This is a genomic window from Bradyrhizobium sp. UFLA05-108, assembly GCF_059803455.1.
Genome location: NZ_JBANAZ010000007.1, coordinates 168,791 through 185,260 on the forward strand (window position 1 = coordinate 168,791; position 16,470 = coordinate 185,260).

13 protein-coding genes are annotated in these 16,470 nt (G+C 64.0%); 6 read left to right on the forward strand and 7 right to left on the reverse strand.

Features of this window, described 5'->3' with window-relative positions; all coding sequences use genetic code 11:
* Positions 1-13 precede the first annotated feature (13 nt).
* From SO140_RS07640 to SO140_RS07650, 3 genes are all read right to left on the reverse strand, one after another.
* A complete protein-coding gene (locus SO140_RS07640; protein WP_449376961.1) occupies positions 14-3,166 on the reverse strand; it encodes a multidrug efflux RND transporter permease subunit in 3,153 nt (1,050 codons plus the stop codon).
* Between the two features lie 6 nt (positions 3,167-3,172).
* Positions 3,173-4,363, reverse strand: coding sequence for an efflux RND transporter periplasmic adaptor subunit (locus SO140_RS07645; protein WP_449376962.1), 1,191 nt, complete (start codon positions 4,361-4,363; stop codon positions 3,173-3,175).
* 378 nt (positions 4,364-4,741) lie between these two features.
* Positions 4,742-4,903, reverse strand: coding sequence for a hypothetical protein (locus SO140_RS07650; protein ID WP_449376963.1), 162 nt, complete (start codon positions 4,901-4,903; stop codon positions 4,742-4,744).
* Here SO140_RS07650 and SO140_RS07655 point away from each other — a divergent pair.
* Positions 4,893-5,138, forward strand: coding sequence for a hypothetical protein (locus SO140_RS07655; protein ID WP_449376964.1), 246 nt, complete (start codon positions 4,893-4,895; stop codon positions 5,136-5,138). The genes SO140_RS07650 and SO140_RS07655 overlap by 11 nt on opposite strands.
* Positions 5,139-5,438: 300 nt before the next feature.
* A complete protein-coding gene (locus SO140_RS07660) occupies positions 5,439-6,341 on the forward strand; it encodes a polyphosphate kinase 2 family protein (RefSeq protein ID WP_449376965.1) in 903 nt (300 codons plus the stop codon).
* Positions 6,342-6,366: 25 nt separating this feature from the next.
* On the opposite strand, the gene SO140_RS07665 is transcribed toward SO140_RS07660, so the two are convergent.
* Together SO140_RS07665 and SO140_RS07670 are read right to left on the reverse strand one after the other, a co-directional pair.
* Entirely contained in the window at positions 6,367-9,117 is a 2,751-nt protein-coding gene (locus SO140_RS07665; protein ID WP_449376966.1) for an HAD-IC family P-type ATPase, read from the reverse strand.
* A 366-nt stretch (positions 9,118-9,483) separates the two neighbouring features.
* On the reverse strand, positions 9,484-10,512 hold the full coding sequence (locus tag SO140_RS07670; RefSeq protein WP_449376967.1) for an SAM-dependent methyltransferase: 1,029 nt from the start codon (positions 10,510-10,512) through the stop codon (positions 9,484-9,486).
* A gap of 435 nt (positions 10,513-10,947) precedes the next feature.
* Here SO140_RS07670 and SO140_RS07675 point away from each other — a divergent pair, with 435 nt between their 5' ends.
* The 3 genes from SO140_RS07675 to SO140_RS07685 all read left to right on the forward strand — a co-directional run bounded on the left by SO140_RS07675 (position 10,948) and on the right by SO140_RS07685 (position 13,594).
* A complete protein-coding gene (locus SO140_RS07675; RefSeq protein WP_449376968.1) occupies positions 10,948-11,967 on the forward strand; it encodes a flagellar motor protein MotA in 1,020 nt (339 codons plus the stop codon).
* A gap of 155 nt (positions 11,968-12,122) precedes the next feature.
* Positions 12,123-13,151 (forward strand): peptidoglycan -binding protein, encoded by a 1,029-nt coding sequence (locus SO140_RS07680; protein WP_449376969.1) that lies wholly within the window; start codon positions 12,123-12,125, stop codon positions 13,149-13,151.
* A complete protein-coding gene (locus SO140_RS07685; protein WP_449376970.1) occupies positions 13,151-13,594 on the forward strand; it encodes a GNAT family N-acetyltransferase in 444 nt (147 codons plus the stop codon). Before SO140_RS07680 ends, SO140_RS07685 begins: the two co-directional genes overlap by 1 nt.
* Before the next feature lie 139 nt (positions 13,595-13,733).
* On the opposite strand, the gene SO140_RS07690 is transcribed toward SO140_RS07685, so the two are convergent.
* Positions 13,734-15,578: an ABC transporter ATP-binding protein/permease gene (locus tag SO140_RS07690; protein ID WP_449376971.1), complete on the reverse strand. Its 1,845-nt coding sequence runs from the start codon at positions 15,576-15,578 to the stop codon at positions 13,734-13,736.
* Between the two features lie 198 nt (positions 15,579-15,776).
* Here SO140_RS07690 and rpmE point away from each other — a divergent pair, with 198 nt between their 5' ends.
* A complete protein-coding gene (rpmE, locus tag SO140_RS07695) occupies positions 15,777-16,004 on the forward strand; it encodes a 50S ribosomal protein L31 (protein ID WP_027521816.1) in 228 nt (75 codons plus the stop codon).
* A gap of 189 nt (positions 16,005-16,193) precedes the next feature.
* Here the strand turns inward: rpmE and SO140_RS07700 are convergent.
* On the reverse strand, positions 16,194-16,470 hold a 277-nt coding region (locus tag SO140_RS07700), incomplete at its 5' end, for a DUF1465 family protein (RefSeq protein ID WP_498542398.1).

Consider the following 16,470-nt stretch of genomic DNA (forward strand, 5'->3'; position numbering starts at 1 on the left):
ATGACACCGTACTTTATGACTTCACCGGAGACGGCGGCCCATACGCCTCGCCTTTCCCCGTCGCCACCTTCTCCCGATCTCCCGCCAGCACACGCTGCACGGACACGAAGAACACCGGCACCATCAATAGGGCGAGAATGACCACCGCGATCATGCCGCCCATCACGACGGTGCCGAGCGATTGCTGGCTGGCGCCGCCGGCACCATGCGCGATCGCCATCGGCAGCACGCCGCAGATGAAGGCAAGGCCAGTCATCAGGATCGGGCGGAAGCGCAGGCGGCAGGCCTCGATGGTGGCTTCCACCAGCGGCTTGCCTTCCTTACGCAAATCCTTGGCGAACTCGATGATGAGGATCGCATCCTTTGCCGCAAGGCCGATGATGGTGATCAGGCCCACGGTGAAATAGACGTCGTTCGGCAGGCCTCGCAGCATCGCCGCGATCACGGCACCGGTGACGCCGAGCGGCACGGTCAAGAGCACCGCGAGCGGAATGGTCCAGCTCTCATAGAGCGCGGCCAGACACAGGAACACCACGAGCACCGACAGCGCCAGCAGGAACGGTGCCTGCGAGCCCGACAGCTTTTCCTGCAACGACTGACCGGTCCATTCATAGCCGAAGCCGCGCGGCAATTTGCCGGCAAGCCGCTCCATCTCGGCGATCGCATCGCCCGAGGTGAAGCCGGGTTTTGCCTCGCCCGATATGCGCACCGCCGGATAGTAGTTGAAGCCCGCGATCTGCGTTGGCCCACGCGACCATTCGACCGTCGCGAAGGAGGAGAACGGCACGAGCTGGCCGCGGCTGTTCTTGACGTTGTAGTTGAGGATGTCCTCGGTCTTCATGCGGTCGCGTGCGTCGGCCTGCACCACGACACGCTGCATGCGACCGCGGTTCGGGAAGTCGTTGATGTAGTTCGAGCCGAGATTGGTCGAGATGGTGTTGTTGATGTCTTCAAACGTGACGCCGAAGGCGCCGGCCTTCTCGCGATCGATCACGAGATTGACCACGCCCGCCTCGGGCAGGCCCTCGATATAGACTTTTTGCAGCACCGGGCTCGCATTGGCTTCCGCGATGAGCTGGTCGGCCGCGCGCATCAGCGCCGCATAGCCCTTCTGGCCGCGATCCTGAAGGCGGAACGAGAAGCCCGAGGAGTTGCCGAGATTGTCGATCGGCGGCGGCTGCAGCGCCGAGATCTTTGCGTCGCGGATCGACGACAGGTCACGGTTGATGTCGGATACGATCGCGGCGGCAGACTCCTTCGGACCGCGCTCCGACCAGTCTTTCAGCGTGATGAAGGCCTGCGCTGTGTTCATGCCCTGGCCGGAGAAGCTGAAGCCGGTGAGGAAGGTGACGTCCTTCACACCGGGACGCATCGCGAGATATTTTTCGACCTTTTCGATCACGGCCTCGGTGCGGGCATAGGACGAATCCGACGGCGCCTGCACGTCGGTGGTGACAAAGCCCTGGTCGTCGACGGGCAGGAAGCCGCCGGGGAGGTTGACGAAGGCCCAGGACAGGCCGACGAGGAGCGCGGCATAGACCAGCATCAGCCGGCCCGTGCGCTTCAGCGAGAAGCCGACGGTGCGGGAATAGCCTTCCTTGCCGCCTTCGAGCATGCGGTTGAACCAGCCGAACACGCCCTTCTTCGCGTGACCGTGGCCGGCCGCGACGGGCTTGAGCAGCGTGGCGCACAGCGCCGGCGTCAGCGACAGCGCGAGGAACGCCGAGAAACCGATGGCGGCGACCATGGTGACCGAGAACTGACGGTAGATGATGCCGACCGAGCCCGGGAAGAACGCCATCGGCACGAACACCGCCATCAGCACCAGCGTGATGCCGATGATGGCGCCTGATATCTGCGACATCGCCTTGCGCGTCGCCTCCTTCGGCGGCAGGCCTTCCTCGGCCATGATGCGCTCGACGTTCTCGACCACGACGATGGCGTCGTCGACGAGGATGCCGACCGCGAGCACCATGCCGAACATCGAGAGCATGTTGATGGAATAGCCGGCGAGCAGCAGCGCGGTGCAGGCGCCGAACAGCGCCACCGGCACGACGATGGTCGGAATGATGGTGTAGCGGATATTCTGCAGGAACAGGAACATCACCACGAACACCAGCACCACGGCCTCGACCAGCGTCGACAGCACCTTCTTGATCGAGGCCTCGACGACAGGCGTGATGTTGTAGGGAATTTCATAACTGATATTGGCGGGGAAGAAGCGCGACAGCTCCTTCATCTTGGCCTCGACTGCGCTCGCAGTCGCCAGCGCATTGCCTGTCGGAGACAGCAGCACCGAGAGGCCCGCGGTCGGCTTGCCGTTCAGGCGGGTGTTGAACTGATAGCTGAGGCCGCCGACCTCGACCCGCGCGACGTCGCGCAGCCGAACGGTCGAGCCATCGGGATTGGCCCGCAGGATGATGGCACCGAATTCATCCGGGGAGGAGAGCTGGCCCTTGACCAGCACCAGCGCGGAGATGCGCTGGTCGGCCGTCGACGGCTCGGCGCCGATGCTGCCCGAGGCGACCTGCGCGTTCTGCGCGCTGATCGCCTTGTTGACGTCATCCGCCGTCAGCCCGTAGCCGACGAGCTTGGCCGGATCGACCCAGACGCGAAGCGAGCGCTCCGTCGAATACAGCGTGGCGCGGCCAACGCCGGGGATACGGCGGATCTCGCCGAGCACGTTGCGGATCATGAAGTCGCCGAGCCCGACCTCATCCAGGCTGCCGTCGGTCGAGTTCAGCGTGATGATCTGAAGCACCGCGCTGGAGGCTTCCTCGATCAAAATGCCCTGCTGGATCACCGCGCGCGGCAGGCGTGCCTCGACGCGCTTGATTCGGTTCTGCACCTCGACCGAGGCCGCGCCCGTATCAGTTCCCGGCACGAAGTTGGCGATGATCTCGACCTGGCCGAGCGAGTCGCTGGTCGATTCGAAATTCAGGATGCCGGAGGCGCCGTTGAGCTCCTCCTCGATCAGTCGCGTGACGCTGTTGTAGAGATTTTCCGGCGAGGCGCCGGGATAGCTCGTCGAGATCGAGATCGAGGGCGGCGCGATGATCGGATATTGCGCGACCGGCAACAGCGGGATCGAGATCGCGCCGATCAAGCAGATGAACAGCGCGACCACCCAGGCGAAGATCGGCCTGTCGATGAAGAAGCTCGGCATGGCGCGCTACCGCAACGTCTGCGCGTGCTGGGCATCCGCCGTGGCGTCGGCCTCGGCCCAGGACTGCGGCTTGACCTTGTCGCCGGCAGCGAACTTCTGGAAACCTTCGACCACGACCTTGTCGCCGGCCTTCAGTCCGTCGGTGACGAACCAGATGCCGTCCTGCACCGAGCCGGTGCGCACCGGCTGCACCGCGATGCGGTTGTCGTCCTTGACGACGAACACCTCGCTGCCGCCGCCGCCATTGCGCTGGATTGCCTGCTGGGGCACCGCGATGGCATCGGAATCGATGCCCTGATCGATGCGGACGCGGACATACATGCCGGGCAGCAATTCGCGCTTGGGATTGCGGAACTCGCCGCGCAGCGTCACCTGCCCGGTATGGGCGTCGACCTTGGCGTCGGAGAACAGGAGCTTGCCGTCGAGCGAATAGGTCGTGTTGTCGTCGAGCACGAGGCGGACTTTTGCGGCATCGGCCGCGATGCGATCGAGATCGCCGTTCTCGAAGGCACGGCGAAGCTGGTTCATCTCGGTGACCGACTGGGTGAAGTCCGCATAGATCGGATCGAGCTGCTGCACGGTGGCCAGATTGGTCTCGTTCTGCACCACGAGCGCGCCTTCGCTCACGATGGCCGCACCGACCACGCCATCGATCGGCGCGCGCACGGTGGCGTAATCGAGGTTGAGCCTGGCGCGCGCGAGCTCCGCCTTGCGGCCCTCGACCTCGGCCTGGGCCTGGCGCTCGGCGGCAATCGTCTTCTCGTTCTCGGCTTCCGGCGCGGCGCGCTGGCTGGTGAGCGTGGCGATACGGCGCGCCTGCTGCTGCGCCTGCATCAGCGCGGCCTCGGCCTTGGCGAGCCCGGCCTCGTTCGCCATCACCTCGACCTCGAACGGCCGCGGGTCGATGCGATAGAGCGCTTCTCCGGCCTTCACCTCGCTGCCCTGGCGGAACAGGCGCTCGACGACAATGCCGGAGACGCGCGGCCGCACCTCCGCGACGCGTGTCGGCGCGATGCGGCCGGGCAACTCGCGCACCACGGCGCGCGATTGCGGCTTGACGACGACGATGCTGACATCGGGTTCGGAAGGTTGGGTGGCGGAGACTGCAGAGCTGGATTCATCACAGCCCGCAAGCAGCGGCGCAAGGGCCGCGAGCATCATTGCAACGCATGCCGATCGCGCTCGAAGTCCTGACATGAAGTGGGGTGCCCCGGTATTGTTGAACAAAGCAGCACGCACGATGTCGAAGAGATTCCGCGCGGCTGACATGGTCAAAATAGAATGCACGTGCTGCGACGCAAAGCATGAAGCGGGCGGCGCAATGTCACACGCGCTAGGGCGCTGAGTTCGTGGTCGTTTTCAGAGCTCACTGGATTGTGAGTCGGGCGCCGTGCCGCCCTGCTGCGACAGAACATCGCAAGGGAGCGCTACGAGCCCGGCGTGCACGGTAAAGATGTAGATCATTCGACTTCTGACGGCTGAGCCGAATCTCGCGATCAATCAGCGTTGCCGCTTGTGCCCCTGAACGGACACGGCAGATCCAAATGCCCCCCGTGCGGTCCGACGCGATCGGCCCTAACTCCTGCCGTACTGGTCTTGATCGCAGGCCTGCAGGATGCGGACAAAATCGGCCATGCTGGATCGATCCCGATTGTCGGCCATCGCCGCGACCTGAGTATTGGACGCGGGCTGGCTTCCTTGCCAAAACCGCATGAGGAGGTCGGCGATGTTTCTCATGACGCACTCTCCGCAACCAACTGTGGCAGTCGACACCAATGACTGCGGCTCGATCAAGGCAAAGGCCGGCGGGCGTTACACCGCCGACCTTGTCCTGCAACTGCCTGCTCGCGGGCCGGTTCCGTTGCTTTTCGCTCTGCGTTCGTTAGGTAGCACCGGGCACTTGGATGACGCCATTGCGCGCGAGTATGAGGTGACCGTGCTGAGGTACGGCCTGGCTAGTGACTCGGTATAACTCGACCAGACGTCGGTTTAGTCCCAAAGTATCGTAGTGCCAAGTATTCTGGTCCCAGGCATTCTAGTCCCAGGCCCCAAGGATTCGGACTGGCATCGATACCGTCTCATGATCGACGGACGAAGCCTCGTTCCGCGTGGGATTGCCGCCATGCGCCCGCGCGGCACCCGCCGCGACGCACGTAACCCTGCCACCATGATAGGATGACGCACTGCCCATCAAGGCTGTCGGAGAGCGGGTCAAGCCCGGGCCGGCGCAGACAGCGCGAGATTGTCTTTGTCTTAAGACGGAGGACACTCCATGCCGAGAAAAGAGATTCTCGACCAGATCCAGAAGTACATCCACCCGTTCCGTATCTCCAGCGGCAAGGGCTTTCAGCTCGGAGATTTCGACCCCGGCGACACGCGCGGTCTGAACATGGAAAAGGGCGAAGCTGCCGACCTTCTTCAGCGGGGCACTCGGTGGCTCGCAGAAGAACAGGACATGCTTTACGCCCAGGACCGTTGGTCGCTCCTGCTCGTGTTCCAGGCCATGGATGCGGCTGGCAAGGACAGCACCATCAAACACGTCATGTCGGGGGTAAATCCGCAGGGCTGCCAGGTCTTTTCGTTCAAGCAGCCCTCACAAGAGGATCTCGCACATGACTTCATGTGGCGCTACGTCTCGCGTCTGCCGGAGCGTGGACGGATCGGAATCTTCAATCGTTCCTATTACGAGGAGGTCCTCATTGTGCGCGTTCACGAGGATATCCTGAAGCGGCAGAGGCTGCCGTCGTCGTTCGTGGGCAGGAGGATCTGGGGCGAACGGCTGGCAGACATCGCGCGCTTTGAGGATTACCTCACCCGGCAGGGCACGGTCATCCTCAAGTTCTTTCTGCATGTGTCGCGCGCAGAGCAGAAGAAACGCTTCATGAAGCGCCTCGACAATCCCGAAAAGAACTGGAAGTTCTCCGCGTCGGACGTGCGCGAGCGCAGGTACTGGGCCGATTACATGGGCGCGTACGAAGCGGCGATCACGGCCACTGCATCGGAGCAGGCGCCGTGGTACGTGGTGCCGGCCGACAACAGGTGGTTCACCCGTCTTGTCGTCGCCGCGGCAATCGTGGAGGCAGTGGAGAAACTCGACCTCGCCTATCCGAAGGTAAGTTCGGAGCAGAAAAAGGAGCTGGCCACGGCGCGTGCGGAACTTGCACGTGAAGCTTGACTGCCGAGGCGCAAGACGAGCCGTCTCATTCGCCTGCTTCCGCTGCAAGGACAACCTTCCGCAAGGCGCTTGACGAGCGGATGACGAGCTTCTCTGCCTCGACCACGAGGAAGAACAGCAATCCGCCCGCGAGAAGCCAGGGCCACACCCAAAGCGGAACAGATTCGTTGCCAAACATCGCCTGGACCGGTGGCACGTAGGTGAAGATCAGTTGCAGGATCACGACGGCAGCGATGCCGAGCGGCAAGTACGCGTTGCCCATGTGCGCCTTCAGGGAGAGCGACGAATCGAGCAGGTAGCGGCTATTCAGCAAATAGAAGACCTGGCCGATTGTGATGGCGTTGACCGCTACCGTTCGGGCCAGCCCATCCGATGCGCCTTGCTTCGTCATCCAGAAGAACGCCAGCAAGGTGTAGGCAAGGAGCGCCAGGCCGACAAAGATGATCCGCCAGATGCCGAAGCCGGTCACGATCGGGCGGTCTACTGCGCGCGGGGGCCGTTGCATCACATCGATCTCGTGCGGCTCGAAGGAGATGACGAGGCCCAGCGCGACCGAGGTGACCATATTGACCCAGAGCACTTGCGGAGCCGTGATCGGCATGGTGAACCCGACAAAGATCGCCACCGCAATGACCAGCGCCTGCGCGACGTTGGTCGGCAGCATGAATAGCATGGCCTTCTCGATATTGTTGTAGACGGTGCGCCCTTCCTTCACCGCCGCCGAGATCGAGGCGAAGTTATCGTCGGCAAGGATCATTTCAGCAGCTTCCTTCGTGACCTCGGTGCCCTTGATACCCATCGCGACCCCGATGTCGGCTTTCTTGAGAGAAGGCGCGTCGTTCACACCGTCACCCGTCATCGCCACGATTTGATTGTTGGCCTGGATCGCTTTCACCAGGCGCAGCTTGTGTTCGGGGCTGGCGCGCGCGAAGACGTCGACGGCGCGAACTCGTTCCTGCAGCGTCGCGCTGTCCATGTCCTCGATTTCGGCGCCCGTGATCGCGGTCTTGCCGTCGCCGAGCCCAAGCATCTTGGCGATGGCCGCGGCGGTGATCTTGTGATCGCCGGTGATCATGGTGACGCGGATGCCACCACCTTGGCACTCCTTCACGGCTTCGATCGCCTCCTTGCGCGGCGGATCCAGGAGGCCGATCAGGCCGAGCAGGACCAGCGTCCTTGGCAGATCGGCCGCGGTGAGACTGCCAGCCTTCACATTCGGGTTCCGGAGCCACGCGAACGCCAGCACACGTTCACCTTGGGCCGCGAGCCTGTCCGATTGTTCCGAGAAGCGATTGCGGTCGAGCGGGCTCGACTGGCCATCGCCGGTCTGCTGGCGATCGCAGTGTTCAAGAATGACTTCCGGAGCGCCCTTGACGAGCAGGACTTGCTCGCCGTTCGCATCTCTCTGGAGCGTTGCCATAAACTTGTGCTCGGATTCAAACGGAATGGCGTCGATACGCGGAGATGCAGCCTGCTCGAGCTGCCGATCCATGCCGAGCTTTGCCGCGAACGGATAGAGTGCGCCCTCGGTCGGATCGCCCTCCACCTTCCAGGTGCCCTCCTCCTGGAACAGTTCCGCGTCGTTGCAGAGCAGGGACACGCGCCCCATCAGCGCAAGGACCGGATCCTTGCCGGCGGGCTGTCCGTCCTTTTTGATTTCTCCCGCGGGAGAATAGCCATCGCCGGTGACCTGATACGCCGACTCGGCTGTGACGGCGGATACCACCATCATCTCCATGAGCGTCAGCGTACCCGTCTTGTCAGAGCAGATCCGCGACACGGAGCCGAGCGTCTCGACTGCGGGCAACCGCCGGATAATCGCGTTGCGCTGGGCCATGCGCTGGACGCCGATGGCCAGGGTGATCGTGATGAGTGCAGGTAGTCCTTCCGGGATAAGCGATACGGCGATGCCGACGACTGCCTGGAAGAGCTCCACAAAGTCGATCCCTTTCACCCACTTGCCGTAGGCGAAGATCAGGACGCTGATCACCCCGATTGCCGCGCTGATGGCGTAGCCAAATTTCTTGATCTGGCGCAGCAGCGGAGTCTCGAGCGGGCTGACGTCGGCGAGCAACTGGTTGATGCGGCCGAGTTCGGTCTGAGTGCCGGTCGCGACGACCAGTCCGGTCGCACGACCGGATACGACCATGGTGCCGGAAAATGCCATGTTCTCGCGATCGCCGACCGTCGCGTTCGCAGGCACCGCGTCGACGCCCTTTTCTGCCGGCACCGATTCACCAGTGAGGGCCGCCTCTTCGGTCCGCAGGTTCTTTGTCTCGAACAGTCGCAGATCCGCAGGAATCTTGTCGCCCGACTCCAGGAGCACGACGTCGCCCGGAACGAGCTGCTCCGCTGGAATCATGCGGGTTTCCCCACCGCGTACCGCCCTGGCCTCGGCGGTCAGCAAATTGCGGATGGAATCCAGTGCCTTCTCGGCCTTGCCCTCCTGAATGAATCCGAGGAGCGCGTTGAGAACGACCACGCCAAAGATGATCGCCGCGTCGACCCACAGGTTCAGCATCAACTTGGTGAACCCCGCGGCGAGCAGCACGTAGACCAGGATGTTGTTGAACTGTGCGAGAAGCCTCGCAAACGCGCCGCGTTTCCTGCCTTCGGGCAAGCGGTTCTGACCGAATTTCTGAAGTCGGGCCGTAGCCTCGGCCGGAGCAAGCCCTTTCTCGCAGCTGGTAGCAAGTCGCTCGACGACCTCATGCTGAGGTATCGCGTGCCAGGGCACCACCTCGTTGGTCGTGTTCGCATTCGCTGCTGCGCTCATGCCATTCTGCCTATCGGCCGACGTCTAGAACCGGTCAAGGCCGCTCAAGGGGTCGACATCCGACATTTCTTTCGAAGCCGCAATGACATGGGTTGTGATCCGCAAGTCCCTTGATCTGAATCAAGGGACTGAGACCCGTTGAAAGACCGGTTTCAATGCGGAGAAACCCTCACCCAACTTGGGGCTTCGCAGTATGGTTTGACGAGCCCCTCCGATGACCAACCGGTTCCGCGCTTGGTTTGGCGCGCAGACTTCGGATATCGGCCCCAACTCAGACCTGGTCTGAGCTCCGCTATCGCGCCGCGATCAGAGGCACAGCAGACCCGTGCACACCATCCGCGGCACGCCTGATGGCGAGCACGCGCCCTATGCCACCGCCTTCATGCGGTAATGGCTGACGCCCCATTCGGTGCCGTCGGCGTGGCCGAACAGGCCTGCGGTGGCGAGGAAAAACCAGCGCCAGCGACGCATCCACAATACGGTGTCGTTGCCATAGACCTGGCGCAAGGCCGCTTCAATGGCTTCACGATTGCGGTCGAAATTGACCAGCCAGTCGTTCGCGGTGCGCTGATAGTGCGTGCCGCTCCAGCACCATTCCTTCTCGACCTCGAACAGGTCGGGATATTGCCTGACAAGGTGATGGCTCGGCATCACGCCGCCAGTGAAGAAATGCTGCGCAACCCAGTCGTCGCGGTCGGTACGGTCGAACAAATACGAGCCCGAGCGATGGGTGAAGATATGCATGAAGAAGCGTCCGTCGACATCGAGCCAGGAGCGAACGTTCGTCAGGAGCTTGCGCCAGTTCATCATGCGCTCGAACATCTCCACCGAGACGATGCGATCGAAGCGGCGGTCGGGTGCGAACACGTTCATGTCAGACGTGACGACGCGGAGGTTTTGCAGGCCACGCCGTCGCGCCTCCTCCTCGATATGGTCGCGCTGCGAATGTGAGTTCGAGACCGCCGTCACCTCGGCATGCCGAAACTGCCGCGCCATCCACAGCGACAGCGAACCCCAGCCGCAGCCGAGCTCGAGGATCGACTGCCCGTCGGCAAGATCGGCATGCGCGACGGTCTGGCGCAAGGCTTCTTCTTCCGCCTCCTGCAACGTGGTCGCAGCCGTGTTGTAGAAGCAGGACGAATATTTGCGTTTGGGGCCGAGCACCGCCGCGAAGAAAGCAAATGGCACCTCGCAGTGCTGGATGTTGGCGGCATCGGCATGCTCGGCGATCGGCCGCAGCATCATCTGGCCGGCGAAAGCCGTGTCATCCGCCGCCGTGCGGTCAGCAAGGCGCGTCGCGGTGCGCGAGCACAGCCGCTGAATCGCGGCGCGGACGACCACGTCAGGTAACGGCACGCGTTCGGCGGTCTCGATGATGGTGGAGACGAAGCTCATGGGGTCGCTCCCTTGACCGTGGCTCTGAGCAGGAGTGGAAAAAGGCGCTGGTTCGCGCCTGACAGGCGCGGTAGCGATCGCCGGCGCAGGCTCGGAGACCAGCCAACGAAGACTGCCGGCGCCGACCAGTCCGGCCGAAAAAGCCCAGATGACGTCCACCGGGCCGGAATTGCTGGTCCGCTGCCATCCAGGCGAACGTCGTCGGAATCGCAGGCGAAAGCGCGCGAAGCGCCCCGCGATAGGTCATCATGCAAAAAATCCGACTTGAGTCTTCGGGAACGCCGGAGTTTTACAAAGTACCAAAGCTTCAAAGCCCGGTTTCAGCTTTAGGTTCCCTGGTTACCCCTGAAATCGGCCCCTTCCCGCTTTTTTTGGGCTGGCTCTGTGCCATAGTGCAGGCTGCAATTCGAGGTTTCGCAACGGATGACATCGGCCATGAAGCCTGGCACTTCGCCCCGCTCCCCCATGGACATCAACTACATCAAACTATCCTCCCCCAGCGTGTTCCTGGTCCGGATGCTGGTGTTTCTGGTGCTCTGCTCGCTGGTCGGGGTCGTGCTCTACAAGCAGATCATCACCGCCTTCTTCGCCAATCCCGGGCTGAACGCCCTGATCGGCGGTGTGCTGTTCATCGGCATCATCCTGGCATTCCGGCAGGTGATCCGGCTCTATCCCGAGGTCTCCTGGGTCAACAATTTCCGTATCGCGGATCCCGGGCTTGCGCCGTCGCGCCATCCGAGACTGCTGGCCCCGATGGCGGCGATTCTCGGCGGCGAGCGGTCCGGGCGGATGAGCATCACCCAGCAGACCATGCGGCACCTGCTCGATTCGATCGCGACCCGCCTGGACGAGGCCCGCGACATCTCCCGCTATATGACGGGATTGCTGGTCTTCCTCGGCCTGCTCGGCACCTTCTGGGGCCTGATCGAGACCGTTGGCTCAGTCGGCAAGGTGATCGACGGATTGAAGGTCGGCGGCGACGCCGGCGCTCTCTTCGATACGCTGAAGGAAGGCCTAGCTGCCCCGCTTGGCGGCATGGGTATCTCGTTCTCCAGCTCGCTGTTCGGCCTCGCCGGCTCGCTGATCCTCGGCTTCCTCGACCTGCAATCGAGCCAGGCGCAGAACCGCTTCTACACCGACCTCGAAGACTGGCTCGCCACCACCGTGCGCGAATATGGCAGCGGCGAGGTGGCGGCCGTCGCCAGCGGCGGCGGTGTGGCTTCCGGCGAGCTCCAGGCCGCGGTGGAGCGGCTGCGCTCGGTGCTCGAGGAAGGCAACGCGAGCCGCGGCACGACTGCGGCGATGGCAAGCCTTGCCGAAGCCATCCAGGCGCTGGTCTCGCACATGCGAACCGAGCAGCAGATGATCCGCGAATGGGCCGACGGCCAGGGCGAGCAGAACCGCGAGATCCGCCGCCTGCTCGAGCGCCTCGCCCGCCAGCCGGAGAAGAGTTGAGTACTCGCTGGGCTACCGTGCCCCGGACGCAGCGCAGCACGCAGTGGCGCGCTGCTGAGCCGGGGCCCAGCGTTACTTGAAATGTGGGTCCCGACTCTGCGGAGCAGCGTTGCACGCTGCGCCGCGTCCGGGACAAGAAAGTGGAGACAAGCGAGATGGCTCTTGCCCGCGCCCGCCGCAGCGAAGGCCCCTTCAACTACTGGCCCGGTTTCGTCGACGCGCTGTCGACGCTGGTGCTGTCGATCGTGTTCCTGCTCTCGGTCTTCCTGGTCGTGCAGTTCTTCCTGTCGCAGGAGGTCACCGGCAAGGACAAGGCGCTGGAGCAGCTCAACGCCAAGATCGCGCAGCTCAACGAGCTGTTGTCGCTGGAAAAGCTCGGCAAGCTCAGCCTCGACGACCAGGTGTCGCAGCTCAAGGCTGGCCTCGCCTCGGCCGAGTCCGAGCGCAACCGCCTCAAGGGCCTCTATGAGGGACTTGCGAATGCCGGCAACGATGCGCAGGGCAAGACCACCGAGCTCAGCAAGGCGCTGGACTCCGAGAAGCAGGTGTCCGCGCGCGCGCTGGCGCAGATCGAGGTGCTGAACCAGCAGATCAGCGCACTGCGGCGGCAATTGGCAGCGCTCGAGGAAGCACTCGACGCCTCCGAGAAGCGCGACAAGGAATCGCAGACGCGGATTGCCGATCTGGGTTCTCGCCTCAACGTGGCTTTGGCCCAGCGGGTGCAGGAATTGTCGCGCTATCGCTCGGAATTCTTCGGCCGCCTGCGCGCGATCCTCGGCAACCGTCCCGACATCCGCGTCGTCGGCGACCGCTTCGTGTTCCAGTCCGAAGTGTTCTTCGACACCGGCCAGGCAACGCTCCTACCCGAGGGCCGCACCGAGCTCGACACGGTCGCAAGCGCGCTGAACGAGCTCAACGGCAAGATCCCGAGCGAGATCCCCTGGGTGCTGCGCGTCGATGGCCATACCGACGTGCGGCCGGTCAGCGGTGCCAACTTCAAGTCCAACTGGGAATTGTCATCGGCCCGCGCGATCTCGGTGGTGCAATACCTGATCTCGCTCGGCGTGCCCGCCGAGCGCCTGGTCGCCGCCGGCTTTGCCGAATTCCAGCCGCTCGACACCGGCAACACCGAGGACGCCTTCAAGCGGAACCGCCGCATCGAGCTGAAGCTAACGGAGCGGTAGTGAGCTTCCACCTCCGCCCCTATCGCGCCGAGGACGAGGCGGCGGCGATCGATCTGTGGCATCGCACCTGGCAGCAGGCCTATCCGCAGATCGACTTCGCGGCGCGGCGCGACTGGTGGCGCGAGCGCTGGCGCAAGGATCTGGTGCCGAAGGCGGCGATCGTCGTCGCCGAGCAGGACGGCGCGCTGATCGGCTTCGTCACCATCGACGGCGAAGGTTATCTCGACCAGCTCGTGGTCGATCCCGGACAATGGGGTTCGGATACTGCGCGGCTTCTTGTGGATGAGGCCAAGCGCCTCTCGCCGAAAGGCGTCACGCTGCTCGTCAACAAGGACAACACCCGCGCCATCCGCTTCTACGAGCGCAACGGCTTTGCCCACGCGGGCGACGACGTGAACCCGACCTCGGGACGGCCGGTGCTGAAGATGGAATGGAAGCCGTAGGCGCGGCAGCCAGCCCCGCACCCGGCCGTCATTGCGAGCGCGGCAATGACAGGAACTTGAGGCACTTACGCCCCGCCACCGGCAACTGCCGTTCTACTTTGCATGGGGTTGTTTTCGAGGTTTGGACCGGGAGGCGCCCTCACGCCCCCTCGAACTGCAACCTTGCCAGCCGCGCATAGAGCCCGTTCGCCGCGACCAGCTCGGCATGCGTGCCCTGCTCGACGATCCGGCCCTGGTCCATCACCAGGATGCGGTCGCATGACAGCACGGTGGCGAGGCGATGGGCGATCACGATCGTGGTGCGATGGCTCATCAGCTCTTCCAGCGCAGTCTGAACCAGCGTCTCGCTTTCCGCGTCCAGCGACGAGGTTGCTTCATCCAGCAGCAGCAGTGGCGCATCGCGCAGGATCGCGCGCGCGATCGCGATGCGCTGGCGCTGGCCGCCGGACAGCGTCACGCCGCGCTCGCCAAGCGGGGTCTCAAACCCTTCCGGCAGGCGGCGGATGAACTCGGCGGCGTGCGCCAGCTCGGCGGCACGCTCGACCTCGGGGTCGGTCGCGTCGGGCCGGCCGAAGCGGATGTTCTCGCGGGCGGTAGCGGCGAACACCACCGATTCCTGCGGCACCAGCGCGATGCGCGCGCGCAACTCACGCGGATCAGCCGATCTGACCGGCACGCCGTCGAGCGCGATCGCGCCCAGCTTCGGATCGTAGAACCGCAGCAGGAGATGAAACAGCGTGCTCTTGCCGGCGCCGGACGGACCGACGATCGCAACCTTCTCGCCGGGGCGTACGTTGAGCGAAACGCCATCGAGCACCTTGACGTCGGGCCGCGCCGGATAGGCGAAGCTCACCTTGTCAAAGCCGACCTCGCCGCGCGCGGGCGACGGCAGCGCGCGCGGCATCGCCGGCGCCGTGATCTCCGGCTGCACGTGCAGGATCTCGAACAGGCGCTCGGCGGCACCGGAGGCGGCCGCGACCTCGCCCCAGACCTCGCTGAGCTGGCCAAGGCCGGCGGCGGCAAATGCCGCGTAGAGCACGAACTGACCGAGACGGCCGGGCGTGATCGAGCCGATCAGGACGTCATGCGAGCCGATCCAGAGGATCGCGACCACGCTCGTGAACACGATGAAGATGATGATGGCGGTCAGCACTGCGCGCGCCTGTGTCGAGGTGCGCGCCGCCTCATAGGCCTGCTCGACCTCGCCGCCGAAGCGCTTTCCGGCGAGCTGCTCGCTGGTATAGGCCTGCACGGTGCGGATGGCACCGACCAGCTCGGAGGCATAGGCCGAGGCGTCGGCGAGCGTATCCTGCGCGTTGCGCGACAGCCGCCGCACCCAGCGCCCGAAGGCGACCAGCGGCAGCACGATCAGGGGAATGGCGAGCAGCACGAAGCCCGAGAGGCGTGGGCTCGTGATCACCATCATCGCGACCGCGCCCAAGAACATCATCATGTTGCGCAGTGCGATTGACACCGACGCGCCGACCGCGGACTTGATCTGGGTGGTGTCGGCGGTGAGCCGCGAGACCAGCTCGCCGCTGCGTGCGGAATCGAAGAAGGTCGGCGAGAGCGAGAGCAGATGGCCGAACACGTCGCGGCGGAGATCGGCGACGATGCGCTCGCCGATCGTCATCACGAGGTAGTAGCGCGCCGCGCTTGCCAGCGCGAGCACCGCGACCACCGCGATCATCACCGCAAAATAGCTGTTGATCAGCGCGATGCCTTCCGGCGTGAAGCCGAAATCGATCATCCGCCGCACCGCGACCGGCACCAAAAGCGTGGTCAGCGCGGCAATCGTCAGCGCGACGAAGGCAAGCGCCGCGCGGCCGCGATAGCGACCCACATAGGGCGCCAGCGCCATCAGCGGCCGCAGCTTTGCCCGACCTTTGGCCGGCTGCTCGATCAGCTCGGCCTCGATCGAAGGGGTGTCCGCGGCGTTCATCTCGCCCTGATCGACGTCATCAAGCCGTTCCACTGCGCTCATGAGATCCGACCCATTGGATTAGTCCGCTCCCAATAGGCTGGTGCAAAGGTAGTAGCAAATCCGGGATGTCCCTTAGGGGCAAGCCCGGTTCGCTCATCCCGCAATGGCTTGTTTTGCGAGGTTTCGTGGGGTATAGAGCCGCCCAAATCCGTCATTCGCTAGCCACTCAATGAGGCGCCGGGGCGCCGAGGAATTGCCATGAAAGCCGAGATTCACCCGAATTATCATACGATTACCGTCGTGATGACCGACGGTACCGAGTACCAGACCCGCTCCACCTGGGGCAAGGAAGGCGACAAGCTCCAGCTCGACATCGACCCGAAGTCGCACCCGGCCTGGACCGGCGGCTCCGCCCAGATCATGGACCGCGGCGGCCGCGTCTCCCGGTTCCAGAAGAAGTTCTCGGGCTTCCTCAAGAAGGATTGATCCGGCCGATCAGGCCGCGACGAAAAACGCCCCTGGGAGACCAGGGGCGTTTTTGTTTGAGCCCTCAAACGAGCCAAAGGTCTGTAGGGTGGGCAAAGCGAAGCGTGCCCGCCATTTCTCGCGACGATCTGAAAGGATGGATGGTGGCAAGGCGCAGTTGCGCCTTTGCCCACCCTTGCGCCTGAACGCTTACCCCTCGAACGCGGCCTTGAGCGCGTTGAGCTGGGGCACCAGGGGATTGCCGATCGGCATGCGGTCCGTCGGCGGGGTGTGGATGCTGGTGTCGAGGCGGCGCACGCGCGTCTGCAGGCTCATCGAGCGGGTGATCAGGTCCTGCAATTGCTGCGGCAGCTTCTCGATCGTATCGGTGGGGCCGGGATCGGCCGCGGTCAGCTTGACCTTGGTCTTTTCGCGGTTGGCCTGAAGCAGCGTCATCTCGCCTTCCTTCACCGCGCGGTGCAGGAGC